This is a genomic window from Nocardia sp. NPDC127606 (assembly GCF_042671725.1).
Lineage (GTDB): Bacteria > Actinomycetota > Actinomycetes > Mycobacteriales > Mycobacteriaceae > Nocardia.
In genome coordinates this window covers 286,015-308,698 of record NZ_JBHXWQ010000006.1, presented here as the reverse complement: position 1 = coordinate 308,698, position 22,684 = coordinate 286,015, and the positions used below count along the sequence as shown (strand labels likewise).

The following is a 22,684-nucleotide window of genomic DNA, read 5'->3' as shown; positions in this document are numbered from 1 at the left end:
GTGGGTCGAGACCTCTGGAGGACACCATGAGTGAGCGCATCGCCGCAGTCGACTGCGGCACCAACTCGATCCGCCTGCTGATCGCCGAGGTCGGGGCCGACGGCGGCCTCACCGACGTGCATCGGGAGATGAGCATCGTGCGGCTCGGTCAGGGTGTGGACGCCACCGGCCGCCTCGCGCCCGAAGCCATCGAACGCACGCGCCTCGCCCTGGCCGATTACGTGGACGTGATGGTGGCGCAGGGTGTTTCGCGCGTCCGCATGGTCGCCACCTCCGCCACCCGCGATGCCGCCAACCGCGACGATTTCTTCTCGATGACCCGCACCGAACTCGGCCGCGTCGTGCCGGACGCGGTCGCCGAGGTGATCACCGGTGACGAGGAAGCGCGGCTGTCCTTCGCCGGTGCCGTCGGTGAATTGTCCGCTGATGCGGGACCTTTCGTCGTGGTCGATCTCGGTGGCGGCTCGACCGAACTGGTCGTCGGCGACGAGAACGGCGTCCAGGCGGCCTATTCCGCGGATATCGGCTGCGTCCGCATCACCGAACGCTGCCTGGCGGGCAACCCGCCGACCGCCGAACAGGTCGCTGCCGCACGAGAATTCGCCCAGGAGAAGCTCGACGAGGCCTTCGCGAAGGTGCCCGTCGACAAGGTGCACACCTGGGTCGGGGTGGCAGGCACGATGACCACGATCACCGCCGTCGCCCTCGACCTCCCCGAATACGACTCCGCGCGTGTGCATCTGACCCGACTGAGCCTCGCCGAGGTCCACCAGGTCTGCGACCGCCTGATCGGCATGAACCACGACGAACGCGCCGCCCTCGGCCCGATGCACCCCGGCCGGGTCGATGTGATCGGCGGCGGCGCGGTGATCACCGAAGTCCTCGCCGACGAATTGGCCGGCCGCGCGGGAGTTTCCGAACTCGTCGTCAGCGAACACGACATCCTCGACGGTATCGCCATGTCGATCCTCGACGCACCCGCCTGACTGCCGGCTCCCGGACGAGCCGAGCCGGCAACGGGGTTCGAGTCGCGGGTGTGCGGAGCGGGTCAGGTGTCCGAGGCTGCGAGCGCCTCGGCCTCGGCCCGGAGTTCGGCCGCCTCGGCGGTTCGCTCCAATGCCGTCAATCCGGCGGTCTGGGTAGTCAGCGTGGTTACGAGCGACGCCTTCAAGCTCTGTCCGAGCAGCTGAACCGCCACCGCCCGCTGCTTCGTCTCGGTTTTCGCCCGGGGTCGAGTGGCTTTCGCGACCAGTGCCGGAAACCGCTTGTCGAAGCGGCGGACGAGCTGGCGACGCAGGTCGATCTCTTCTGCTCTCACCTCGACGGCTTCGCGCCTACGACGGAGTTCGTCGAGGTAGAACGCCTCCTCGTAGAGCGACTGCGCCAAGTCGAGCATCTTCGCGTGCCCCAGCGGCCCGCTGACCAGCTCGCGGCGTGCCGCCGACGATTCCGCCGCGTGCATCAAGGCCAGGTCGGCGTGGGCGCTGATCCAGTATCGGCGCGCCATCCTGGCGTGGTACTCGCCGAGCTTGTCGTTGATCCCGTGCGCCCCGATCGCGAACGGCGGTGGCCGGAGCCCTAGCGTGGGCCCCGAGGCATACATCGACGACCGCTCGATACGCGGCGTCTGCTCCGGGTCCGCCGACGCCAGAGCGAGCTCCTGTTCGACGTGCCGCAGCGCGGTCCCGTGGGCGAGCAGCCAGCCGTCGGCCACCTCGGAGGCGACCGCGAGATAGGTCACCGCGCCGAGGAACAGCGCCCCGGCTGCGGCGACCGGCCAGGTCCACCCCGAGGGCGACAACTTCCACACCGATATCGCCACCGCGTCCGCTGCGGCGACCGACACGAAGAACCATCCGGCGAAGAGGGTTCCGCGAGTGGGCAGGGTGGCCAGTGCCATCCACACGATGCCCCGGCCGACGCCCGTGAACCCGATGCCGGGTATCACCAGGACTATCAGCCAGGCGTCCTCGCCGGTCCACAACCACAGTGGCCCCGCGATCGACCAGGCGAGTAGTGCCCAGATGAACGCGGCTCCCCAGCTCCCGAAATCCTCCCCATCCATGCCGCGATGTTCGCAGGTGTCGCCGACAGAAAGCTTGCCGGATTCTTGGAATCTCCCGGCTCAGCTCCCGGTGCGCTCGCGATGCCGGCATCCGGGCCAGCAGCACGGCCGCCGCTGACCTTCCTCGAGTTCCTCCTGGGTGCGCCGAATCCGCCGTGCGCGGGTCGCGTCCTGCTTGGCGTCCTCGACCCAGCAGATGAACTCGTTGCGGGCCAGCGGCGTGATGTCCTGCCAGGCGCCCAGCGCCACCGAGTTGGCGAGCAGCGCCGCACGCAGATCGGCAGGCAACTCGTGCACAACGCCCCCGGATACTTGTCGACTGCTCATCAGTCCACGGTAGCGCGCAAGCGTTCGACCTGCGGGTATCGCGAGCTTCACCAGAGATGCTAGACAAAATGGCCTATATGTCTCACTATGGAGTCATGAGTACAACGACGTCTCATTCGGTGCGGTTCGAACTTCGCTCCGGAGACACTTGGCGTGATCCCTGGTCCATGTATTCCGCACTGCGCGAACATGATCCGGTCCATCGGGTGATCCCCGACGGTCTGGAATCCAACGACTTCTACGTGCTGTCGCGGCACCCCGACGTGTGGACGGCCGCCCGCGACCCCGAGACCTTCTCCTCGGCATCGGGCCTGACCGTCGACTACGTCGACCTGGCGGCCGCCGGGTTCGGTGGCGTCAAACCGTTCGTCTTCATGGATCCGCCGGAACACACCGACTTCCGCCGCAGGGTGGCGCCGGGATTCACCCCACGCCAAGTGAATTCGGTCGAGCCTGCCGTGCGCCGATTCGTCGTCGAACGCATCGAGCGACTGCGCGCGGAGGGCGGCGGCGATATCGTCAAAGAGCTGTTCAAACCGCTGCCCACCATGGTGGTCGCGCATTACCTCGGCGTGCCGGAACACGATCACGGCAAGTTCGACGAGTGGACCGAGAACATCGTCGGCGGTGCGGTCGCGGGCGCCGGACTGGCCGCGGGCGACCAGAACGCCTTCACCGCCGTCGGTGAACTGGTCGGCTACTTCACCGAACTGATCGCCCGCCGCCGCGTGGAACCGGGCGACGACACCATTTCGCACCTGCTGGCCTCCGGCCTCGGCGCCGACGGCGACAACGACGGCCTGATCGCGATTCTCGGCTTCGCGTTCACGATGATCACCGGCGGCAACGACACCACCACCGGCAATCTGGGGGGCGCGGTCCAGCTGCTCACCGCGAATCCCGACCAGCGCGGGCTGCTCGCCGAAGACCCGTCCCTGATTCCGGACTCCATCGAGGAGTTCCTCCGGATGACCTCTCCGGTGCAGGGTCTGGCCCGCACCACCACGCGCGATGTCGAACTGCACGACACCACCATCCCGGCCGGTCGTCGCGTGCTGCTGCTCTACGGCTCCGCCAACCGCGACGAGCGCGAGTTCGGCTCCACCGCAGCTGAACTCGACGTTCGCCGCAATCCCAAGCGCATTCTCACCTTCAGCCACGGCCACCACCACTGCCTCGGCGCGGCCGCCGCCCGCATGCAGGCGCGGGTGGCGCTCGAGGAACTCCTCTCGCGGTGCCCGAATTTCACCGTCGACCTCGATGCGGTGCAATGGTCGCAGGGCAATTACGTGCGCTGGCCCGTCTCGGTGCCGTTCCGTGCGCAGGATTCGGCATGAACCTGCCGGAGGCAGTGGGAGGGGAAACAGTATGAGCGGTGACTGGCTGGCCACCGATCGGGCGGACCTGGCTGCCGAACGCATCGTCGACGCGGCCGCCGAACTGTTCGCCGAACACGGGGTGGCCGCGGTCGGCATGGCCGAGATCGCCAAGGCCGCGGGATGCTCCCGCGCCACCCTGTATCGCTACTTCGACAATCGGCACGCGGTGCGGCTCGCCTTCGTGCACCGCGAGACCCGCCGCATCGTCGCCCAGCTCGACGAGCGGTTCCGCGACATCACCGACCCGGGAGAACGCATCGTCGCCGCGATGCTCGGCGCGGTCGAGGAAGTTCGCGCCAACCCCCTGCTCATCGCCTGGTTCCGCCCCGCCGACTCGGGCACGGCGGGCCGGATCAGCCAGGACTCCGACGTTATCGAGTCCCTGGCCGCGACCATCTTCGCGCCCACGGACCTGACCGACCCGGAGCGAAGCCGCCTGGCCCGCTGGCTCACCCGCGTCATCGTCTCGCTGCTGTCGGCTCCCGGTCGCGACGCTGCCGACGAACGCGCCATGCTCGAGGAGTTCGTCGCCCCGGTCGTCACCCGCACCTTCGCCTCACCGAATTAGAACGTGTTCTATATTCGAGGGAAAGTTCCGGCGATCCCTCGGGAGTCCAGATATGTACCAGTGGTCAGACGAAGACCTGATGTTCCGCGACGCTGTGCGCGGCTTCATCGCGAAGGAGGTCACCCCGCACGTCGACCAGCTGGAGAGCGGTGCGCTGCCGCCGTTCGACATCATCCGCAAGCTGTACGCCACCTTCGGGCTCGACGAGATGGCGCGCGACGGCCTCGAGAAGGCGCTCGCCCGCGAAGAGGCGGGTACCACCGGCTCGGGCAAGCCGGGCGGTGGTTTCAGCGGCGCGGGCAGCATGGGTGTGGTCCTCAACAGTGAGCTCGCCGGCGTGAGCCTGGGTCTGGTGGCCTCCATGGGCGTGAGCCTCGGTCTCGCCGTGGGCACCATCCGCAGCCGCGGCACCCTCGCGCAGAAGAAGCGCTGGCTGCCCGAGCTGGTCACCATGGCGAAGGTCGGCGCCTGGGCCATCACCGAACCCGATTCGGGCTCGGACGCGTTCGGCGGCATGAAGTCCTACGTCCGCCGCGACGGCGAGGACTACATCCTCAACGGCCGCAAGACGTTCATCACCAACGGCCCGCACGCCGACGTCACCATCGTCTACGCCAAGCTGGACGAAGAGGACGGCACCGACCGCCGCGACCGCAAGGTGCTGACGTTCGTGCTGGACAAGGGCATGCCCGGCTTCGTGCAGAGTCCCGCGTTCAAGAAGATGGGCATGAACTCCTCGCCCACCGGCGAACTGTTCTTCGAGAACGTCCGCATCACTCCCGACCGGTTGCTCGGCGAAACCGAGAACCCGGCCAAGGGCGACGGGAAAGACAGTGCCAAGGAATCTTTCGCGGCCGAACGCATCGGCATCGCCTCCCTCGCGCTGGGCATCATCAACGAATGTCACCGCCTGTGCGTGGATTACGCCAAGTCCCGCACGCTGTGGGGCAAGGAGATCGCGCAGTTCCAGCTCATCCAGCTGAAGCTGGCCGAGATGGAGATCGCGCGAATCAATGTGCAGAACATGGTGTTCAACGCCATCGAGCGCACCGCCGCGGGTGACAAGGTGACCCTCGCCGAAGCCTCGGCGATGAAGCTCTACTCCTCCCGCGCCGCCACCGAGGTCGCGATGGAGGCCGTGCAGCTGTTCGGCGGCAACGGGTACATGGCCGAGTACAAGGTCGAACAGCTGGCCCGTGACGCCAAGTCGCTGATGATCTACGCGGGCAGCAACGAAATCCAGGTCACCCACATCGCCAAGGGCCTGATCAGCGGGTAAACGCCCGAATCGCGCAGACCCGCACATCTGATCTCACCTCGAACACGGCAGAACCGTACGAGCGAGGCTGGGTGTCGTGCTCGTACGGTTCAGCGGTCGCCGACGAAAGAGGTCAGGCGGTGGGGGTGAGGAGTTGGTTGAAGAACGAGCGGTAGCTGCGCAGCGCGCGCCGCAACGACTCGGTGTCCGGGCTCTCCGACCACCGGTCCGCGATGATCCCCTTGCGCGCGGCGTAGGTGCTGGTGAGCTCGTGGATCAGTTCGGTGACCAGCTCGTCGGCCTTGAAGACGGCATCATGGGGATCGTCGACGAAGCTGCCCTGCAGATCGCGCCAGCGTCCGCGCAGCTGTTCCAGAGACTTCTCGTCGAACAGCGGGACGACGTCATCCTCCGCGTCGGTGGCCGGGCTCTGCTGCTGGACGACCGGCTCGGGCTCGGTGCCGCCCGCGGTATCCGCGTCTCTGCCCGCGATGAAGGTCGTATCGGAACTGCCGTCCACGGTGGAGGAGGTCTTGGGATCGCGTCCGGAATCGGGTTCGATGACCTCGGCGTCGATCACGCGGTGCTCGCCGCGCTTCTCGGCCGCGACGCGGTCGTGCTCGCCGAGGTTGTCGCGCTCGATATCGTCGGTGCGCGAATCGGTTTCGGCTCGGTCGTATTCGGTGCTCATGACACGGTGTCCTTCTTGTGCGTGGTGTGGCCGTTCGTCAGATCGAGGAACAGGGCGCGATAGTGCACGAGGGCGGTCCGAAGGTCCTCGGTGCTCGCCTTGCCCTTCGCGTGCTCGACCGCGATGCCGTGAGCGTCGCGATAGTGCCCGAGCGTCGAGGCGTGCTCGACGGAGAGGTCGGCGACCTGCTGGTCGAAACCTTCTGTGGGGTAGCCACGTTCGGCCATGACAGTCGTCACGAGCCGGTCGGCCTCGCCGACGGCGTCGGCGGGCTCGTCGACGAAGCGCTCCTGCACGCTCGCCCAGTCCATGGTGAACTCATTCTTGCGTTCGGGCGTCAGTTCACGCAGGTCGAGCGAGTGGTGTCTGCGCTCTCGCTCCGCCAGTTCGCGTTCGGCGGCGCGGCGATCCTCGGTCTGCTCGACGGCCCGGTCGTACTCGGGCCCGAAACGGTCGCGTAGACGCTTCCGGCGTAGATATGGCGGCACCAGAAGAGCCGCACCTACGAGTGCGACCACGATGACGATGGCAACTACCAGGATTCCGGAAGACACGGGTTTCTCCTTCTACGAGCCTCTTGCCCCGGTAGTGCCTCGAAAATCACTTTTCAAACAGTGGGCCCGCTCGGTCTCCGGGCCCGGCCCACTGGTACCGGCGCCGAACGCGCCCGCGTTCGCCCTGCGCCAGTGAATGTTTGGTGTAGTTTTGGGATGGTCCAAATCTGTTGCCGCCATTGCGGTCTGGCATTTCGCGTGAAATACCGCGTACACGCGCCTGGCACTACCACGACGGCAAGGTTCTCGCGGTGATCACCGCGAGCCAGGTGACCCGCTACGAGATGGACTGCCCCTAGCGGCCGATCGGGCACCCAGGCGGGCGGTTACGGATCTAGCCGTTCGTGCGCTCGAAAGGTCCGCTGAGATCGCGGACGATCCCGGGATCGGTGTAGATCTGCGCAGTGTGTGCCGTGCGGTACGAGGGAGCGAGGTTGCGGGTTTATTTTCGGCTATTCGAGCAGGTAGTGGGCTCGTATACTGTGAAGATGCGAATCCATCGGAATGCTTTTGCCGGCGCCGTGGTGATCGCCGCCGCGGTCGTCGCGCTGGCGCCGTCGGCTTCGGGTACGCCGCCGTCCGGCGTGAGCGTCGAACCGCTGAGCCAGGTCGATGTCAGTGCGTTCAGTCCGTTCGCCTCGTTGCCGAGCAAGTTCACCTTCCGGCGGATCACCATCGAGCCCGGGGGGACGCTCGGGTGGCATTATCACGACGGGAATGTTCTCGCTGTGGTCACCGCGGGGCAGGTGACCCGATATGAGTCGGACTGCGTGGGGACGACGTACTCCGCCGGTCAGGGCTTGTCCGAGACTGTCGGACCGGATCACGTCCATGTCGGCCGTAATCTCGGCAGCGAGCCGGCGGTGCTGTACGTCGCGTATGTCAACCGTGCGAATGAACCGCTGTTCGTGGACGCCCCTGCCCCGGGCTGCCCGTAGCCGCTTTTCGCACGTAGCTCGATTCGATCAGGTGCCGAGGCAGGCTTCGGCGCCGCCTGCGGCGAAGGTGTCGGTGCTGCAATAGGTGGTACTCGGGTAATACGGGCCCATCGTGTCGGCCGGGTCGCCGCCGGAGTCCTGGGACGCCTGGATCGAATTCGGATAGAACGCCGCGCTCGGGGTCATGTTCCGCAGGAACAGGACCTTGTCCACGTCGGTGCTGCCCCAGGGAATCACCGTCACGCTCGGGTCGAGGTTCGCAGGCACGTCCGCGGGTGCGGCAACCACATAGGTGTAGTAGCCGGACGCGTCGATCGCGGTCTGGAAGTCGGCCGCGCAGGCGACAACGGGGTAGGGCGAGCGCAGATCGTTCTGGCACATCGACCAATACCGCACCTGCTGGCTCGGATCGGTAGGCGATTGTCCCGCACGGGTATTCGGGTAGGTCGGCGCCTTGCCTCGCACCACGAGCAGACGTCCGGGCTGATAGCTGATCCGTGTCCCGATGTATTTGTTGTCGCCGTTCGGGAAGAGCCCGGAGGTGCTGGCCGGGTTCCGGAATGTCGCCTCCGGGGTGTTGCCGGGGAACGCGCCCGAGGCCGCCCCAGCGATCGCCCGGTCGAAGGCGGCCTTGGCGACGTCGGCGACTGGGCCGGTGTAGGTGGCCGGATCGAAGGGCTGCGCGCAGGGCTGGGCAGGCACGTCGGCGCCCGCGATCGAGAGCTTCACATCGGGCAGCGGGACGCCGCCGCTGAGTGAGCCCGGGTCGGTCGGGACATAGACACGGACGATGACGAAGCCGATCGGTGTGCTCTGCCCGCTCGCGACAGCCTGGATCTCGTTGCGGCTGTGGTCGGCCGGACCGTTGACAAGGGTGGCATGCCAGCGCCGCTGCGCGGCGGGCAGTGACGCGGCGGCGGCGTCGACGAACGGATTGGCGCTGCCGGGGTCGGCGACGATCTGGTCGTCGCGCAACGTGTCCACGGTGTCGAGGTCGGTCCCGTAGGTGTTCAACGAGAAATACCGGGCGGCCGGATAGGTGCCGGACAACTCGATCGAGTCACCCGGTCCCAGCGCGTAGGGCATCAGCCAATACGTCGAATTCGCATCGGGGAAAGCCACATTCAGCACAGTGCTGTTGGACATGAACCGCCACGCGCACAGCGCCGAGTCCGGTGGATCCGCGGAGGCGGGCGCGGCGAACCCCACCGCGGCCAGCACCGTTGCCACCACGCAACCGACGCGAACGATCAAAGCCCCAACCGAATGCATGACGATCCCCTCGCTGCGCTCGAACCGGCGAACTATCGAAGAATCCCGCGCGTCCACGTCACCGTGGTCGGCTCGCGATCAACGTAGTGCACTGCATGGCAGCGAACACCCACGGGCTACTCGTATCCCTACCCCACGTCATATCCAGGCGGGGCCGTCGACGTCCCGCACCCGGCCGTTTACGGGGCCCGCCGTGGTTCCGGCATCGCGCACGCCAGCCCGTCGGCCATCCCGGTCGGCTGCACACCGAGACCTTGATTGAGCCTGGCCCGCTGGTTCTCCCACGCGATGCTCGCCGCCAACTCGGCCAGCTGCGCCTTCGACAGATGGGTGAGCAGAGTTTCGCGCAGTTCCTCGATATCGACCGCCGGCGTCACCGTCATCGCCTCCGCGAACGCGATCACCAACTTCTCCAACTCGGTGTAGGCATCACTGGTCCGATACCGAGGCAGATCGACGAGCTGCTGCTCGGTCAGCCCCGCCGTATGCGCCAGCGCCGACCCGATATCGAGACAGAACTGACAAGCCACCAGCCCCGCCGTCTTGAGCTCGGCCAACTCCTTGAGCCGAGGATCCAGCTTGTTACTGAACAACAACGCCGTCTCATACGCCACGGTCGCCGCCGCGATCTGCGGCCGCCGCCCGAGCCACCCCACCAGATCCCCACGATGGCGCCGAGCCTGCCCCATCACCTTGACGTATCCCCGAACCCGCGTGACCACCCGCATCGATAACACCCCTTCGTGCCGACGATTCCCTGCCCATGAACCTCCGCCCGATCCCACTGAACCCCCAGGGTGATCCGCCTTACTCACCCGGCGCGACGCACGGAAAGCGTCTACGCCCGAAGGTGGGGTGGGCGAACCGTGTTGCTCAGGACGGGCTGCTCAGTGACTGGCGAAGTCGGCTAGCGTGCGGAAGTCGTTCTCCCGGAGGCCGATCCGCGGGTTGACATGGTGCAGGAGCCCGGGCCCTTGATGGTGGGCGGTCACATACGTCTGATCCAGCTCACTCTGCTCGTCGTCCACCCAGGCGAAAGGGCGACCGCCCGCATAGTCCACCAGCGGCCCGGTCTTCCAGTGGACTCCATCAGGGCGCTCCTGGAGGAGGGCGTCGCCGAAGTCGACGAAGGGAAGTTCCGGGAGGCCGAGAACCGGTGCGATCCACCGGTTGGCGTCGTCCATCCACGTGGTGGCCCAGCACAGCTCGAAGCCGAGCCGGAGCAGAATTCCGCCGTGCTCTGGGTTGAGCCAGAGACGCAGGGGGCGTCGTCGCGACGATAGGCCCCTGTCGTCCTCATGGGCGTCATCCCGAGGAACTCTGAGTGTGGTGTAGCCGTCGGGACGCCTCTCCGGCTGGGCCGCGTAGGGATTGAGTGGACCGTCCACGTCGAGGAACAGCAGCGGTCGGTTCACGGTGTTCCCCCGGTCTTGCTATCTGCGGACTTATTGCGGGCTGAACAGGCATTTTGATCCTGATCCGCACGAATTCAGGGCCTCTAGCAGCCCTTATTGTGTGCCCCCACAGGGACTCGAACCCTGACTGTGCGGATTTTAAGTCCGCTGCCTCTGCCAATTGGGCTATAGGGGCGTCCCGGATAGCGTAGCGAATCGTACGGGTGTACCGGAATCCTGTTGGTCGACAAGGTCGGCCCGGCGTGTCGGAACAGACCACGCCGGGACCGATCATGTCATCGAAGGGGCTGGTCAGTCGTCACTCGCGGCCTTTTTGCCGAGGACCGAGTGGCGGCGGCCGTAGGCGAAGTAGACGGCGAAGCCGATGGCCATCCAGATCACGAAGCGCAGCCAGGTTTCCACCGAGAGGTTCACCATCAGCCACAGGCAGGCCGCGACGGCCAGGATGGGGATGAGGGGGACCAGGGGGACGCGGAAGCCGCGGGGCAGGTCGGGGCGGGTGCGGCGCAGGATGATGACGCCGACCGAGACCAGGACGAAGGCGAACAGCGTGCCGATGTTCACCATTTCTTCCAGCGTGCCGAAGTCGACGAAACCGGCCAGCACGCAGCAGATCACGCCGACGATGGCGGTGAGCCGCACCGGTGTGCCGCGCTTGCCGGTGTGGGCCAGTCCGCGGGGCAGCAGACCGTCGCGCGACATCGCGAACAGCACGCGGGTCTGCCCGAGGAACAGCACCATCACCACGGTGGTGAGGCCGGCCAGGGCGCCGATGGAGATGACGTTCTTGGCCCAGTCCACGCCGTGGATCTGGAATGCCGTTGCCAGCGTGGCGTTCTCACCGGACAGCTCGGTGTAGGGCACCATGCCGGTGAGCACCAGCGTCACCGCCACGTAGAGCACGGTGACGATCAGCAGCGAACCGAGAATGCCGCGCGGCACCGCCTTCTGCGGGTTCTTGGTCTCCTCGGCGGCGGTCGCCACCACGTCGAAACCGATGAACGCGAAGAACACGATGCTGGCCGCGGCGAGCAGGCCGTACCAGCCGAAGTTGGTGTCACCCGCGCCGGTGATGAACTGGAACAGCGTCTGGTGCAGGCCGCTGGCGCTTTCCTCGGCGGGCTGCGACGGCGGGATGTACGGGCTCAGGTTGGATGCCTTGAAGTAGGTGATGCCGAGCACGAGCACCAGCGCGATGACGGCGAGCTTGATCGCCACCGCGACGGCCGACACCCGTGAGGACACCTTGGTGCCGACGGCGAGCAGCACGCCGAGCACGGCCAGCAGTAACACCGCGCCCCAGTCGAAGGTGATCGACCCCAATTGCACAGTGGCGGAATCGAATCCGAATACCGTGCCGAGATATTGCGACCAGCCTTTCGCGACCACCGACGCGGCGAGCGCGAATTCCAAGATCAGGTCCCAGCCGATGATCCACGCCACCAATTCACCGAAAGTGGCATAGGAATAGGTATAGGCACTCCCGGCGACGGGCACGGTCGACGCGAATTCCGCGTAACAGACCGCGGTGAGCCCACACGCGATCGCCGCGAAAACGAATGCCAGCGACACCGAAGGCCCGGCCACATTGCCCGCGGTGCGCGCGGTCAGTGTGAAGATGCCCGCGCCGACGACAACGGCGACGCCGAAGATCGTGAGATCCCAGGCCGTCAGATCTTTGCGGAGTTTGGAATCGGGATCGTCGGTGTCGAGAATCGACTGCTCGACGGATTTGGTGCGGAACAACCCGCTCCCTCGGCCGGGCGATCGGCCCACGCCTGGAGCGTCTTGCGGTGTCGGCACGGTATTTCTCCTTCTTCTCACGAACGTAATCGGGGATTACCCGGAAACCAATCAGTGCACGCCCTGCATGCGGCGCTTGATCCAGGGCGCACACGCGACGACGACGAGACCGGCCACGATGGCCGCGGCACCGCTGAAGCCGAAGTAGGCGGCCTCGCTCTCGGGGCTGTAGAAGCGGGCCAGCGTGCCCGCCATCGACGTGCCGATACCGACGGAGAAGAAATACAGGGCCATCATCTGCGAGCGGAACGCGGCGGGCGCCAGATGCGTGGTCACCGCGAGACCGATCGGCGAGAGCAGCAATTCCGAGACCGCGAAGCCGCCGAGGATCGCGAAGACCGCGAGCACCGGGACGGTCTTGCCGTCGAACCCGCTGAGCAGCGCGAACAACCAGAACGCGATGCCCATCCCGATGACGCCGAGCGCGAACTTGATCGGCGTGCTCGGCGCGCGATTGCCGAGCTTGGTCCACATCAGCGCGAACAGCGGCGAGAGCACGATGATCCACACCGGCTCGACCGAACCGATCCAGCTCGCCGGCGCTTCCCAGCCGAAGATCCGCCAGTCGACGCGCTCGTCGGAATACACCGCGAGCATGGTGAACATCTGCTGGAACAGCGACCAGAACACCGCGTTGGCGATGAACAGCGGGATGAACGCGACCACCCTTGTTCGTTCGACCTGGGTCACCTTGGCACTGCGCAGCATCACCGCGAAGTAGATGATCGAGGCGACCACGATGACGGCGGTGGTGACGTCGGACAGATTCTCGAGAGTGATCAGCTTCGTCAGCACGGCGACCAGCACCACGACCGCGGCGACGGCGACACCGATCAGCACCGGGGTCAGTTCGCGGCGGGTGATGGGATTGGGCACCTCGCGCCCGTGGGTGCCGAGGTTGCGGCGGAAGATCACGTACTGGGCCAGGCCGAGCGCCATGCCGATGGCCGCCGCGCCGAAGGCGACGTGGAAACCCCACTCGCGCTGCAACAGGCCGGTCAGCAGCGGGCCGCAGAACGCGCCGATATTGATGCCCAGATAGAACAGCGTGAACCCGCCGTCGACCCGCGCGTCCGTGGGCGCGTAGAGGGTGCCGAGCAATGACGACGCGTTCGCCTTCAACCCGCCACTGCCCAGTGCGACCAGCACCAGACCCACGCCGACACCGGCCAGCCCCGGCAACACCGCCAGCGCGAGATGCCCGGCCACGACCACGACACCGCCGTAGAAGACCGTTCGCTCCATCCCCAGCACCCGGTCGGCAATCCAGCCCCCGAGCACGGTGGACAGGTATACCAAGCCGCCGTACGCGCCGACGATGCCGAGCGCGGTGCTCTGTGCGATCCCGAGGCCGCCCTCGGTGGTGGAGTAGTAGAGGTAGTAGCCCAGGATGGTGAGCATGCCGTAGAAGGAGAAACGCTCCCACAGCTCGACGCCGAACAGGTTGGTCAAACCGATGGGGTGACCGAACAGGGTGCGTTCGGCCGCCGTGTCGGCGGGGCTCGGCGGGTCGCCGAGCCGTGTTTCTTCCGTGGACATAAGGGAACGATCCCACGTCGAAACGGTGGACAGCAATTTTCCCGCATCGTCGCGGGTTCGGCGTGCCGCACCCGCCGGGCAGGTGAGAACACGTCCGGCGGCGGGCGCCGACACCAATTAGGCTGTGGTGACCGGACTCCCGCGACGGACGAGGAAATCAGACGTGCTGACAGCCCAGGTGACCGTGCCGGTACGGCCGGAGCGGGCGTTCGCGACCCTGGCCGACGGCTGGCTCTACGCGAGCTGGGTGGTCGGCGCCTCGCACATCGGCGAGGTCGACCCCGGCTGGCCCGCCATCGGCAGCCGCATCCACTACCGATTCGGGCTGTGGCCGGTGCTGATCAGCGATACGACGGTGGTGCGGGCGATCGACCCGCCGCACCGGCTGGAGTTGGAGGCGCGGCTGTGGTCGGTCGGCTCGGCATGGATCACGCTCACGCTCGTCGAACAGTCGCCGGGGCACACCACGATCCGGATGGTCGAACGCGCCGCCCGCGGACCCGCGCAGTTGATCCCCGGCGTGGCACAAGACCTGCTCTTCTCGGCGCGGAACCAGGAATCCCTGGATCGGCTGGCCGCTTTGATCCGTGCGCGTTCGCAGAATGAATGACTCGCGGGAATTCCGACCGGTTCGTATTTCTCGATAGCGAGTATTTCGCGCTGCAATAGTTTCGTGGAATTCTCTGTCCCGATGTTCTGTCCGCGCATGTGGATTAGTCTCTAGCCCACTATCGAAATGCGTAGGGTAGATCAGGGGAACGCGTGTGCTTCATATCGAGCACTTCAACAATGGCTGGATGAATCCGGTACTGGCCTTCGGCCTGTCGTTCATCGGTTCGGTATTGGGGCTACGGTGCGCGGTGCACGCCAAAGCGTCGTCCGCACCGCTCGGGTGGCTCATCGCCGCCTCGGTCGCGCTGGGTGGAGCGGCCATCTGGGTCATGCACTTCACGGCCATGCTCGGGTTCAGCATCGACGGTGCGACCATCCGCTACGACGTGCCGTTGACGCTGCTCAGCGCGGTCATCGCGATCGTGGTGGTGCTGATCGGGCTCACCATCGTCACCGGGGGCGGCAACGAGTGGGTGACGCTGCCGATGGGCGGCGCCATCACCGGGCTCGGGGTGGCTGCCATGCACTATCTGGGGATGTGGGCGATGCGCATCCAGGCCGTCATCGAATACGAGCCGACGCTGATGGCGTTGTCACTCGTGATCGCGGTGGTAGCGGCCACGGCGGCGCTGTGGTTCATGCTGCACGTGCGTGGCCTGCTGATGACGACGGGCGCCGCGCTGGTCATGGGAATTGCGGTCTGCGGCATGCACTACACGGCGATGGCGGCGATGCGCGTGCGCCACGGTGAATCGATGACCGTGGTGGACGGTGTCACGCCGGTGCAGTTGCTGCTGCCGTTGATCGCGACGGTGTCGCTGGTGGTCACCGGATTGGTGATCGTGGTCGGGCTGGCCGAAGTGGAAGCCGGCGACAGCCGGTCGGAATTCACGCCGACGCGAACGAGCGCGGGTGGCATGTACAGCACTGATCCGGCCACGCTCTCCGACAGCGGAAAGCACTGGCCGCGTCAGCCGGACTGACCGCCGTGGCCGGATATTCGGCCACGGCGGCATCCATCAACTCGGCTGGGGTAGGTCGCAGTCATCGACCTTGGGGTTGGCGCCCACGTAGTTCAGTGGGCCCGCGATGATCGTCACCGCGATGGTGCCGAGGGTCGCGCAGTTCTGATCGCGTTCGGTGTAGTAGCCGCGTTGACCCGCGGCCAGGATCCCGATCAGCAACCACACCAGCACAACGATCGAAATGATGCGTGATCTACTGCCTGCCATGACTGGTCCTCTACTTCTACGGATTCTGCGCATGGTCAGTAGTAGTGCCGACGGCCACCGATAGCACGCCCGGTGCTACCTACCAATGCCAGGACGACGCCGACCACGAGGAGGATGACTCCCACCGTGTTGAGGAGCGGGATGCCGAAAACGAGTCCAGCTATGAGAAGAATTGCGCCGAGAATAATCATCAGATCTCACCTTGTTGGGTGTCGGGACTGTGGAATGCCGGAGGGCACCCACAATGACCGCATGCCCGGTTTTCCCGATCCGAAACAGGCTGTGCCGCAAGCGACCGGCGCATCGGCCGCCGTGGCCGACTACTCGGCCACGGCGGCTCGGGAATAGGTCAGCGTCCGAAGATCGGCAACGCGGCCGAGCCCGTCGAGGGCGGGGGCGGGGCGCTGGAGCCGAGGTCGGCGTCGAACGAGCCGGTGCCGCTACCGACGTCGACCGAGCCCATCGAGCTGCCGGTGGGCGGGCCGATCACGACCGAACCGGAGGGGAGCAGGTCCCAGTCGGCGCTGCCGACCGCGTTGGCGGTGCCGGCGGTGCCGAGCAGGGTTCCCGCGGCGAGCACGGCCAGCAGGCCTGCCCTGGCGGCGGTGGATTGACGGATGGACATGGGTGATACCTCCGAGAGCTTCGCTGTGATAGCTCCCAGACGGTAACTGAAATACGCTGATTTCACACCAGATCGGCGGGGTCCGCTAAGCCTGTGGCCGCTGGCCCACTTCCATCTGGACGCGGTAGCGGTCGGCTCGGTACCAGCTCTGGGTGTGCTCGATCGGCACCTCCGCGCTGAACGACACCCGGTCGAAATGCAGTACGGGAGCGCCCTTCTTGACGCCGAGCAGGGCCGCGACGCCGGCTTCGGCGGCCTGGGCGTCGACCGTCTGCACGGCGCGTTCGATCGGCCTGCCGTAGCGGTCCGCGGTGGTCCGGTAGATCGAGCCGGTGAGGTCGTGCGAGATCAGGCCGGGCACCAGTTCGGGGTTGAACCAGGCGTCGTCGACGCTGACCGGATCGTCGTCGGCCAGCCGCAATCGGCGCACATGGTAGGCGAGTACGCCCTGCGGCAGGCGTAGCGCGCGGGCGGTGGCCTCGGGTGCGATCGCCTCCTCGGCGACGAGCACCAGGGTGGTCGGATGGTGGCCGAGCGCGCGCATCTCCTCGGTGAACGAGGCCAGGTGCAGCCGCGATTGCACGGGCCGGTGCGCGACGAACGTGCCCTTGCCGCGAACCCGGACCAGATATCCCTCGTTCACCAGTTGACCAACGGCCTCGCGCACGGTGATCCGGCTGACGCCGTAGTCCTGCATCAGATTGCGCTCGCTGGTCAGCAGGTCGCCCGGCTGTAGCTCGCGCGTGCACTTCTGCAGCAGGATCGCGCGCAGCTGTTCGTGTTTGGGCACTGCGCTGTCGCGCAGCGGTGCGGGCATCGCCAGTGGCTCCTTTTTCCTGGTAGGCCGACCGGTCCCTACTGGTCCTATCCGGTTGACACGAGAATACGCGACCGGCGCCGCGGAGCCCAGAGATCTACGCCCGGATCAGCGGATTCCCGGTGTGCGCGGATCGGTGCCGATGCATCCCAGGATGACGCATCCCGGTGGCGAATCCGCGAACGGGGCCTTCGGAGTTTCGCCGAGGCAGTCGAGGAAGTTGCAACCGGGGTAGGCGTACGGGCCTACGCCGAGCGTGCCGAAGAAGGCATCCGGCCGGGCGATCATCGGATCGGTCACGCTCACATCGGGACGTTCCCGATACTCGCCGGGATCGGGGATCTGCTGGTCGCGGAACGCGGAGACGAGCGTGCGCATCACGTCGTGGGTGTAGGTGGTCGAACTGCCCACCGTCGCGACGCCGGTCCAATTCAGCACCATGCCGAGGCTGGGCACGATGAAGCTGTCGTTGCGCAGCATGCCCGACATCTTCACGGCATCGTCGGGCAGTCCGGGGAATTCGAGGCGACACGGTGCGCCGTTGATCACGAACAGGAAGCCGTAGCAGGGCATGCTCGGCGACGGTGACACCGCCGCCCGCATGTAGTCCTCGGAGATCACCTGCTGAGCGTTCCAGCGCCCCCGATTGCCCACGAGCAGACCGAGTTTCGCGAAGTCGTCCGGCGGCAGGATCAAATGCGCGTGGCCGTAGGTGTTTCCGGCACGGTCGCGGGCCCAGTAGTAGTCGCCGCGGGCAATGCCCAACGGGTCGAACAGCTTTCGCTGGGCGAAGGCCTGGAAGTCCTCGCCGACCGACTGCTGGACCACGTACACCAGCAGGTCCACCGCGCGCTGGCTGTAGCGGAACATCGTGCCCTGCGGGCGTTCGATCGGCATCGCGAGTGCCTGCGCGACGACATTGGGATCGAGTTGCGCCAGCCCTGTCGCGCCTTCCGCCGCGACGGCGACTTCCATCCCGGAGGACTCGGTGAGCAGATTGCGCACGGTGATCTCCCGGTGCGCGGCATCGCCGAGACCCGGCGGCAGATAGCGGCCGATCGGCTCGTCGATCCGCAGCAGCCCCTCGTCGACGGCGGCCCCGGCGACCAGCGCCACGACGCTCTTGGTCCCGCTCCACAGATTCCACGCCACCCCACCGGATTCGGCGTTGCGCGGGCCCGTCGCGATCAGGCAGTTGTTGCGGTACAGCTGGATGTTGAAGCGGGTCACGTCGGTGGCCCGCGCCATGGCGGCGGCCAGCACGGCGGGGTCGAGCGCGGCTTCGGCCGGCGTCGCGGACTGCGGGGTGCGGCCGGTGGTGACCTCACACTGCTTCGCGGTGACCGGTTCGGCCTTCGCCGGACTCGGGAGCGCTGCCCCCGAAATCAGGGTCATCGCGGTAATCGTCGCTGCCACAACGTATTTCAGATAGCCCTGCACGCAACCCTCCAGATGGTGTGTCCGGAAGGGAATCGTGAACGATCACGTTCTTGTTACGAGCGATCAGCTGCCGTACGGCGTGCACACCGCGATCGCCTCGTCCTTGGACGTGTTGAAAATGTCGATCACACCGTTGAGTTCGTCGGTGGGCGCCCTGCGCTCGAGGGTGTCGGCGAGGGTGTTGGTCTTCTCGATGTAGGCGCGCAGCGGCACGGACAGATCGGCGATCACATCGCCGGTGATCTTGCGGTCGAGGTCCTTGGCGCTGTTGCGCAGGGTGGTGACCGCGTCCGTGGCCTTGGCGTCGGCATCGGGCGCCTGGTCGTTGGACGCCGCGATGTAGGCGTTGAACGAGGTGACCGAGGTCTTGTTGGCCGAGCGCAGGCCGTCGCACGCCGTGTCGTTGGCCGCCTCGATCTTCGCCGCCTTCGACGACGACGCGGCAGCCGAGGATGCCGCCACCTCGGAGGTGTACGAGGCGAGCTCGTTCTGGTTCACCTCGGCGGTGCCCGGCACCTGCTTGGAGCAGGCGCCGATGAAGATCACTCCGGTCGCGGTGGCCGCGAGCGCGGTCCCGAGCCCCAGCCGTTCCAGTACTCGCATTTCTCTCTCCTGCCTCGAGATTGCAGGCACCGGTTGGGCCGGAGCCGAACATATCGACCGTACTGGCTACTTCCGGGTGACGTCAGGTCGCGGTGACGATTTCGATGACGAACCGAGATGCGGCGCCGGGGTGTCGGGCCCGGCGCCGCACCGGATCAGTTCTGTCCGAGCATGCCGCGCATGGTGGCGATCTCAGCCTCTTGATCGGCCACGATCGTCGTCGCGAGCTGGCGCGTCTGCGGATTCACGCCGGCGTTCAGCTCGGTCTGGGCCATCCCGACCGCGCCCTCGTGGTGGGCGATCATCATCTCCAGCCACTGCTGATCGAAGTCGGCGCCGTTCGCGGCCTGCAGACTGCTCATCTGCGCGTCGGTCATCATGCCGGGCATGTCGTGCCCGCCGTGTCCTTCGGTCGCGCTCGGAGCGGGCTTGCCGAAACCGGCGAGCAGATCGGTGATCTGCTGCATCTCCGGGGCCTGTGCCTTCTCCACCTGGGCGGCCAGTGCGATGAGCTGCTGGTTCTGGGTGTGGCTCGGCACCATCTTCGCCATCTCGACGGCCTGCGCGTGATGCGGGTACATCATCTGCAGGAAGCTGACGTCGGCATCGTTGAAGTCGGTGCTCGCGGCGGCGCCGGTCGCGGTGGTGGTGGAGTGCTCGGTGGTGTGCGTGGTGGTGCTGTCGTCGCTACAACCCGCCGCGAACAAGACGGCGGCGGCCGCGGCGACGAGGACGTGGGTACGGCTGATGGACATGGTGATCCTCCTGGGGATTCGGGTGAGGTGTCGAAACCGGCGAGGCACGCGTGGTGCCGCACCTGTCAGATCCGCAGAATCGCCAGTTGGGAAAGAGTGAGGACGGTCCATGGTGGCGGGCGTTCGCGTCGGCCGCGCCATGCCCTCGATGGATGCCGGGCGGCTTCGGAGGTGTCGCCGAGGCGGTAGAGCAGGACCAGGGTCAGTGCGATGGCGAGTGCGGCCAGGACGAAAACACAAGCGTGGACGGCGGCGTGCTCATCACAGCCCGCCGCGCCGCAGCCCGTGTGCGGGTCGGCGGGGGCGGCGATGGGCAGTGTCGAGTCCGTCGACGGTGCTCCGGCGAGAACCGGGATGTCCTGCGCGGAGTGGTCGATGGTGCGGACCGCGGCGTGCTCGTCGGTCGGAGTCGCGGCCGAACGCGGGTTGGAGTGGTCGGTGACGACCGGAGCCTGCGGGCCGTGCGCACTGTCGCCGGCGTGCGCGGTGCCGAAGACCGCCGAGTGCATGGCGACGATCCCCGCGAGCAGCATCAACACGGCGAGCGCCCTGGCAATGCCGGGTGCGCGCGCGGGTTGACGGTCCATCACGGCGACCAGTCTAGCGATCACCGTCGTGATACCCGGTAGGGGTAGGAATCACGGGGTGGCGATGTCGACGACCAGGCGCGGGGGATCGGCGAGGGCGGTGACGGAGAACGGTGGCCGGTCGGCGTCGATGCCGATGAACGACTGGGTGACGCCCTCGTAGACCAGCTTCTTGTAGACGCCGGTGATGGTCGGCGCGCTCGGATCGGTCACCGGATCGGGCCCGGCGAACGCGGGGACGGTCGAGTCGAACGGATACGCCGAGCCGAGGATGCGCACCTCGAGAATCGCGCGGCCTGCCACGTCGACGGTCTTGCCGCTGCCGTCCTGCACCGCGCTATCGGTGTAGGCCACCTGCCAGCCGGGCGACCCCGTGCCGCCGAGCTCGTAGACCACGCGGTCGAAGCCGGGCTGCCTGCCGATCCGGATATCGGTGACGGTCAGTGCCGCGCCCGGGGAGGCCGCGCCGGACTTCGGGCTCGCGTCGGTCGGCACTTCGCCGGTGGCATCGGCGAACGTGCTGGTGGTGCTCGTTGTTGTCGGCGGTGCGGCGGCCGGTGCGTCGTCGGTGCCGCAGCCGGATACCGACACCGCGGCCGCGGCGATCAGCACGAACACGAGGGCGTTGCGCATGGGGCTGATGCTACGCAGGGACGGCGACATGGTGGGCGAAGTAACACGGGGTGTGTTCGGGCTACCGAAAGTTTGCTGATTACTTCGAAATGGGAGCGGTTGGGGTCGATGCGCGCAGGTCGGGGCCGGGATTTTCGGTGAACGCGTACCAGTTCCGCAGTTAGCGCGACCTGCGGTGATCGGTTCCGGCGCGGGCCGGGCGGCGGCCTGCGCCGAAGCATTGGGGAACAACAGAATTCGTGAGATCGGCGAATCCGGAGCGATCTGCAAGGACGTCGCAAATCGATGGAACCTGTTATTGCTCAGTGAAATACATCCCACGACGACCCCTCCGGAGGCGCCCCACCGGCCGATACCGGGGCCGGATGTGACGGTGGGGCAACGATCTAGCACACTTGCCGGGTGGACAGTGTTGAGGACGTATTCGACCGACTACGCCGGTATCCGGATGTGGAGGCGCCGAACCTCTATGCCGTCGACGCCGCCGACCGACTGATCCTCGACACGGCCGCCGATGCCCTCGCGGCCGCGGGTAGCGGTGAGGTTGCGGTGATCGGCGACGCCTACGGCGCGCTCACCCTCGGTATCGCCGCGCGGCACGGACTCGCCGGTATTCGCGTGCACCAGGACCTGATCACCGGCGAATCGGCGCTGGCGGCCAACGCCAAGACCCTCGGGCTCACCGATCGCTACACCGCCCACGCCCTCGACGCCGACCTGCTCTCCGGGGCGCGCGTGGTCGTGATGCGGTTGCCGCGGATGCTGTCGGGCGTCGCCGAGATCGCCGAGGCCATCGCCCGCTACGCCGCCGACGACGTGGTGGTGTTCGCGGGCGGTCGCGACAAGTACCTCACCCCGGCCATGAACGAGGTACTCGCCGAATTCTTCGCCCAGGTCCGTGCGGGCCGGGGCAGGCAGAAGTCGCGCGTGCTCGTGGTCGGCGAACCGCTGCCGGTGGGCGAGCCCCGGTTCCCGGTGCGCGAGCACGTCATCGAGATCGACGGCGATGTCGTCGCGTTCGGTGCGGCGTTCTCGGGCTCGCGCCTCGACATCGGCACCCGCTTCCTGCTCGAGCACATGGACCGGATGAAGCCCGACGCGCGCGATGCCGTCGATCTCGGTTGCGGCACCGGCATTCTCGCGGTCGCGCTGGCCAAGTCGCGCCCGCACATGCGGGTGGTCGGCACCGACCAGTCGGCCGCCGCCGTCGCCTCGGCGCGGGCCACCGCCGAAGCCAACGGTGTCGCCGACCGGGTGACCGTGGTGCGCGACGACGCCATGTCCTCGGCCGCCGACAACAGCGCCGACCTGGTGCTGTGCAATCCGCCCTTCCATGTCGGCGCGGCCGTGCACACCGGTTCGGCGATCAAGATGTTCGTCGAGACGGGCCGCGTGCTGCGCCCCGGCGGCGAACTGTGGACGGTGTACAACTCGCACCTGAACTATCGCGGCGTGGTGGAGCGGATGGTCGGGCGCACCGATGTGATCGGCCGGAACCAGAAGTTCACGGTCACGCGGTCCGTTCGTGGTCTGCGCGACGTACAACGATAGGACGACCCGAAAGCGGTAGA

The 22,684-nt window shown here is 66.9% G+C and carries 26 protein-coding genes and 1 tRNA gene; 8 read left to right on the top strand and 19 right to left on the bottom strand.

What is annotated here, in order from left to right; genetic code table 11:
* Positions 1 to 26 precede the first annotated feature (26 nt).
* Positions 27 to 986 (top strand): exopolyphosphatase, encoded by a 960-nt coding sequence (locus ACFVJ5_RS25995; RefSeq protein WP_379223853.1) that lies wholly within the window; start codon positions 27 to 29, stop codon positions 984 to 986.
* A gap of 62 nt (positions 987 to 1,048) precedes the next feature.
* Here ACFVJ5_RS25995 and ACFVJ5_RS25990 read toward each other — a convergent pair whose 3' ends face one another.
* Together ACFVJ5_RS25990 and ACFVJ5_RS25985 are read right to left on the bottom strand one after the other, a co-directional pair.
* Positions 1,049 to 2,065, bottom strand: coding sequence for a hypothetical protein (locus ACFVJ5_RS25990; RefSeq protein ID WP_379223851.1), 1,017 nt, complete (start codon positions 2,063 to 2,065; stop codon positions 1,049 to 1,051).
* A gap of 60 nt (positions 2,066 to 2,125) precedes the next feature.
* The gene (locus tag ACFVJ5_RS25985) at positions 2,126 to 2,392 is read right to left on the bottom strand and encodes a YdeI/OmpD-associated family protein (RefSeq protein ID WP_379223849.1); all 267 of its coding nucleotides are present in this window, start codon (positions 2,390 to 2,392) and stop codon (positions 2,126 to 2,128) included.
* 95 nt (positions 2,393 to 2,487) lie between these two features.
* Between ACFVJ5_RS25985 and ACFVJ5_RS25980 the strand changes: the two genes are divergently transcribed.
* The 3 genes from ACFVJ5_RS25980 to ACFVJ5_RS25970 are packed head-to-tail and all read left to right on the top strand — an operon-like array spanning position 2,488 to position 5,618.
* Positions 2,488 to 3,729, top strand: a complete 1,242-nt coding sequence (locus ACFVJ5_RS25980) for a cytochrome P450 (protein WP_379223847.1) — start codon at positions 2,488 to 2,490, stop codon at positions 3,727 to 3,729.
* A gap of 31 nt (positions 3,730 to 3,760) precedes the next feature.
* Positions 3,761 to 4,339, top strand: coding sequence for a TetR/AcrR family transcriptional regulator (locus ACFVJ5_RS25975; RefSeq protein ID WP_379223845.1), 579 nt, complete (start codon positions 3,761 to 3,763; stop codon positions 4,337 to 4,339).
* Positions 4,340 to 4,391: 52 nt separating this feature from the next.
* On the top strand, positions 4,392 to 5,618 hold the full coding sequence (locus ACFVJ5_RS25970; RefSeq protein WP_378636123.1) for an acyl-CoA dehydrogenase family protein: 1,227 nt from the start codon (positions 4,392 to 4,394) through the stop codon (positions 5,616 to 5,618).
* A gap of 112 nt (positions 5,619 to 5,730) precedes the next feature.
* Here ACFVJ5_RS25970 and ACFVJ5_RS25965 read toward each other — a convergent pair whose 3' ends face one another.
* The gene (locus ACFVJ5_RS25965; RefSeq protein ID WP_379223843.1) at positions 5,731 to 6,288 is read right to left on the bottom strand and encodes a hypothetical protein; all 558 of its coding nucleotides are present in this window, start codon (positions 6,286 to 6,288) and stop codon (positions 5,731 to 5,733) included.
* Positions 6,285 to 6,842 (bottom strand): hypothetical protein, encoded by a 558-nt coding sequence (locus ACFVJ5_RS25960; protein ID WP_379223842.1) that lies wholly within the window; start codon positions 6,840 to 6,842, stop codon positions 6,285 to 6,287. The genes ACFVJ5_RS25965 and ACFVJ5_RS25960 overlap by 4 nt, the downstream gene beginning before the upstream one ends.
* 488 nt (positions 6,843 to 7,330) lie before the next feature.
* Here ACFVJ5_RS25960 and ACFVJ5_RS25955 point away from each other — a divergent pair, with 488 nt between their 5' ends.
* Positions 7,331 to 7,780, top strand: coding sequence for a cupin domain-containing protein (locus ACFVJ5_RS25955; protein ID WP_379223840.1), 450 nt, complete (start codon positions 7,331 to 7,333; stop codon positions 7,778 to 7,780).
* A 27-nt stretch (positions 7,781 to 7,807) separates the two neighbouring features.
* Here the strand turns inward: ACFVJ5_RS25955 and ACFVJ5_RS25950 are convergent, their stop codons facing one another.
* The 6 genes from ACFVJ5_RS25950 to ACFVJ5_RS25925 form a co-directional block, all read right to left on the bottom strand.
* The gene (locus tag ACFVJ5_RS25950; RefSeq protein ID WP_379223838.1) at positions 7,808 to 9,052 is read right to left on the bottom strand and encodes a hypothetical protein; all 1,245 of its coding nucleotides are present in this window, start codon (positions 9,050 to 9,052) and stop codon (positions 7,808 to 7,810) included.
* A 179-nt stretch (positions 9,053 to 9,231) separates the two neighbouring features.
* Entirely contained in the window at positions 9,232 to 9,780 is a 549-nt protein-coding gene (locus ACFVJ5_RS25945; protein ID WP_379223836.1) for a carboxymuconolactone decarboxylase family protein, read from the bottom strand.
* A gap of 159 nt (positions 9,781 to 9,939) precedes the next feature.
* The gene (locus ACFVJ5_RS25940) at positions 9,940 to 10,467 is read right to left on the bottom strand and encodes a hypothetical protein (RefSeq protein WP_379223834.1); all 528 of its coding nucleotides are present in this window, start codon (positions 10,465 to 10,467) and stop codon (positions 9,940 to 9,942) included.
* Between the two features lie 101 nt (positions 10,468 to 10,568).
* A tRNA-Leu gene (locus ACFVJ5_RS25935) sits at positions 10,569 to 10,642 on the bottom strand.
* Positions 10,643 to 10,758: 116 nt separating this feature from the next.
* The gene (locus ACFVJ5_RS25930; protein WP_379223832.1) at positions 10,759 to 12,270 is read right to left on the bottom strand and encodes an APC family permease; all 1,512 of its coding nucleotides are present in this window, start codon (positions 12,268 to 12,270) and stop codon (positions 10,759 to 10,761) included.
* Between the two features lie 51 nt (positions 12,271 to 12,321).
* Positions 12,322 to 13,809: a peptide MFS transporter gene (locus tag ACFVJ5_RS25925; protein WP_379223830.1), complete on the bottom strand. Its 1,488-nt coding sequence runs from the start codon at positions 13,807 to 13,809 to the stop codon at positions 12,322 to 12,324.
* A gap of 163 nt (positions 13,810 to 13,972) precedes the next feature.
* Here ACFVJ5_RS25925 and ACFVJ5_RS25920 point away from each other — a divergent pair, with 163 nt between their 5' ends.
* Both ACFVJ5_RS25920 and ACFVJ5_RS25915 read left to right on the top strand, forming a co-directional pair.
* Entirely contained in the window at positions 13,973 to 14,419 is a 447-nt protein-coding gene (locus ACFVJ5_RS25920; protein ID WP_379223828.1) for an SRPBCC family protein, read from the top strand.
* A gap of 187 nt (positions 14,420 to 14,606) precedes the next feature.
* Positions 14,607 to 15,404, top strand: a complete 798-nt coding sequence (locus tag ACFVJ5_RS25915; RefSeq protein WP_379223826.1) for an MHYT domain-containing protein — start codon at positions 14,607 to 14,609, stop codon at positions 15,402 to 15,404.
* A gap of 36 nt (positions 15,405 to 15,440) precedes the next feature.
* Here ACFVJ5_RS25915 and ACFVJ5_RS25910 read toward each other — a convergent pair whose 3' ends face one another.
* The 9 genes from ACFVJ5_RS25910 to ACFVJ5_RS25870 all read right to left on the bottom strand — a co-directional run bounded on the left by ACFVJ5_RS25910 (position 15,441) and on the right by ACFVJ5_RS25870 (position 21,113).
* Entirely contained in the window at positions 15,441 to 15,653 is a 213-nt protein-coding gene (locus ACFVJ5_RS25910; protein ID WP_378993115.1) for a hypothetical protein, read from the bottom strand.
* A 35-nt stretch (positions 15,654 to 15,688) separates the two neighbouring features.
* Positions 15,689 to 15,844, bottom strand: a complete 156-nt coding sequence (locus tag ACFVJ5_RS25905) for a DUF6131 family protein (protein ID WP_170112138.1) — start codon at positions 15,842 to 15,844, stop codon at positions 15,689 to 15,691.
* A gap of 158 nt (positions 15,845 to 16,002) precedes the next feature.
* Positions 16,003 to 16,278 (bottom strand): hypothetical protein, encoded by a 276-nt coding sequence (locus tag ACFVJ5_RS25900; protein ID WP_379223823.1) that lies wholly within the window; start codon positions 16,276 to 16,278, stop codon positions 16,003 to 16,005.
* An 85-nt stretch (positions 16,279 to 16,363) separates the two neighbouring features.
* A complete protein-coding gene (locus ACFVJ5_RS25895) occupies positions 16,364 to 17,095 on the bottom strand; it encodes a GntR family transcriptional regulator (protein WP_378993109.1) in 732 nt (243 codons plus the stop codon).
* A 108-nt stretch (positions 17,096 to 17,203) separates the two neighbouring features.
* Positions 17,204 to 18,490: a serine hydrolase domain-containing protein gene (locus ACFVJ5_RS25890; RefSeq protein WP_379223821.1), complete on the bottom strand. Its 1,287-nt coding sequence runs from the start codon at positions 18,488 to 18,490 to the stop codon at positions 17,204 to 17,206.
* A gap of 108 nt (positions 18,491 to 18,598) precedes the next feature.
* Positions 18,599 to 19,138 (bottom strand): hypothetical protein, encoded by a 540-nt coding sequence (locus tag ACFVJ5_RS25885; protein WP_379223819.1) that lies wholly within the window; start codon positions 19,136 to 19,138, stop codon positions 18,599 to 18,601.
* Positions 19,139 to 19,293: 155 nt separating this feature from the next.
* Entirely contained in the window at positions 19,294 to 19,893 is a 600-nt protein-coding gene (locus ACFVJ5_RS25880; protein WP_379223817.1) for a DUF305 domain-containing protein, read from the bottom strand.
* Positions 19,894 to 19,958: 65 nt separating this feature from the next.
* Positions 19,959 to 20,483, bottom strand: coding sequence for a hypothetical protein (locus tag ACFVJ5_RS25875; RefSeq protein ID WP_379223816.1), 525 nt, complete (start codon positions 20,481 to 20,483; stop codon positions 19,959 to 19,961).
* A 48-nt stretch (positions 20,484 to 20,531) separates the two neighbouring features.
* Complete coding sequence (locus ACFVJ5_RS25870) at positions 20,532 to 21,113, bottom strand: hypothetical protein (RefSeq protein WP_379223814.1); 582 nt, start codon at positions 21,111 to 21,113, stop codon at positions 20,532 to 20,534.
* A 402-nt stretch (positions 21,114 to 21,515) separates the two neighbouring features.
* On the opposite strand from ACFVJ5_RS25870, the gene ACFVJ5_RS25865 reads away from it, so the two are divergent.
* Entirely contained in the window at positions 21,516 to 22,664 is a 1,149-nt protein-coding gene (locus ACFVJ5_RS25865) for a class I SAM-dependent methyltransferase (protein ID WP_379223812.1), read from the top strand.
* The last annotated feature ends 20 nt before the right edge of the window (positions 22,665 to 22,684 follow it).

Bases quoted from the DNA above. Each gene is read 5' to 3' on its own strand.
- ACFVJ5_RS25995 (WP_379223853.1), top strand. From the start codon at position 27: ATGAGTGAGCGCATCGCCGCAGTCGACTGCGGCACCAACTCGATCCGC.
- ACFVJ5_RS25990 (WP_379223851.1), bottom strand. From the start codon at position 2,065: ATGGATGGGGAGGATTTCGGGAGCTGGGGAGCCGCGTTCATCTGGGCA.
- ACFVJ5_RS25985 (WP_379223849.1), bottom strand. From the start codon at position 2,392: ATGAGCAGTCGACAAGTATCCGGGGGCGTTGTGCACGAGTTGCCTGCC.
- ACFVJ5_RS25980 (WP_379223847.1), top strand. From the start codon at position 2,488: ATGAGTACAACGACGTCTCATTCGGTGCGGTTCGAACTTCGCTCCGGA.
- ACFVJ5_RS25975 (WP_379223845.1), top strand. From the start codon at position 3,761: ATGAGCGGTGACTGGCTGGCCACCGATCGGGCGGACCTGGCTGCCGAA.
- ACFVJ5_RS25970 (WP_378636123.1), top strand. From the start codon at position 4,392: ATGTACCAGTGGTCAGACGAAGACCTGATGTTCCGCGACGCTGTGCGC.
- ACFVJ5_RS25965 (WP_379223843.1), bottom strand. From the start codon at position 6,288: ATGAGCACCGAATACGACCGAGCCGAAACCGATTCGCGCACCGACGAT.
- ACFVJ5_RS25955 (WP_379223840.1), top strand. From the start codon at position 7,331: ATGCGAATCCATCGGAATGCTTTTGCCGGCGCCGTGGTGATCGCCGCC.
- ACFVJ5_RS25950 (WP_379223838.1), bottom strand. From the start codon at position 9,052: ATGCATTCGGTTGGGGCTTTGATCGTTCGCGTCGGTTGCGTGGTGGCA.
- ACFVJ5_RS25945 (WP_379223836.1), bottom strand. From the start codon at position 9,780: ATGCGGGTGGTCACGCGGGTTCGGGGATACGTCAAGGTGATGGGGCAG.
- ACFVJ5_RS25925 (WP_379223830.1), bottom strand. From the start codon at position 13,809: ATGTCCACGGAAGAAACACGGCTCGGCGACCCGCCGAGCCCCGCCGAC.
- ACFVJ5_RS25915 (WP_379223826.1), top strand. From the start codon at position 14,607: ATGAATCCGGTACTGGCCTTCGGCCTGTCGTTCATCGGTTCGGTATTG.
- ACFVJ5_RS25910 (WP_378993115.1), bottom strand. From the start codon at position 15,653: ATGGCAGGCAGTAGATCACGCATCATTTCGATCGTTGTGCTGGTGTGG.
- ACFVJ5_RS25905 (WP_170112138.1), bottom strand. From the start codon at position 15,844: ATGATTATTCTCGGCGCAATTCTTCTCATAGCTGGACTCGTTTTCGGC.
- ACFVJ5_RS25900 (WP_379223823.1), bottom strand. From the start codon at position 16,278: ATGTCCATCCGTCAATCCACCGCCGCCAGGGCAGGCCTGCTGGCCGTG.
- ACFVJ5_RS25895 (WP_378993109.1), bottom strand. From the start codon at position 17,095: ATGCCCGCACCGCTGCGCGACAGCGCAGTGCCCAAACACGAACAGCTG.
- ACFVJ5_RS25890 (WP_379223821.1), bottom strand. From the start codon at position 18,490: ATGACCCTGATTTCGGGGGCAGCGCTCCCGAGTCCGGCGAAGGCCGAA.
- ACFVJ5_RS25885 (WP_379223819.1), bottom strand. From the start codon at position 19,138: ATGCGAGTACTGGAACGGCTGGGGCTCGGGACCGCGCTCGCGGCCACC.
- ACFVJ5_RS25880 (WP_379223817.1), bottom strand. From the start codon at position 19,893: ATGTCCATCAGCCGTACCCACGTCCTCGTCGCCGCGGCCGCCGCCGTC.
- ACFVJ5_RS25870 (WP_379223814.1), bottom strand. From the start codon at position 21,113: ATGCGCAACGCCCTCGTGTTCGTGCTGATCGCCGCGGCCGCGGTGTCG.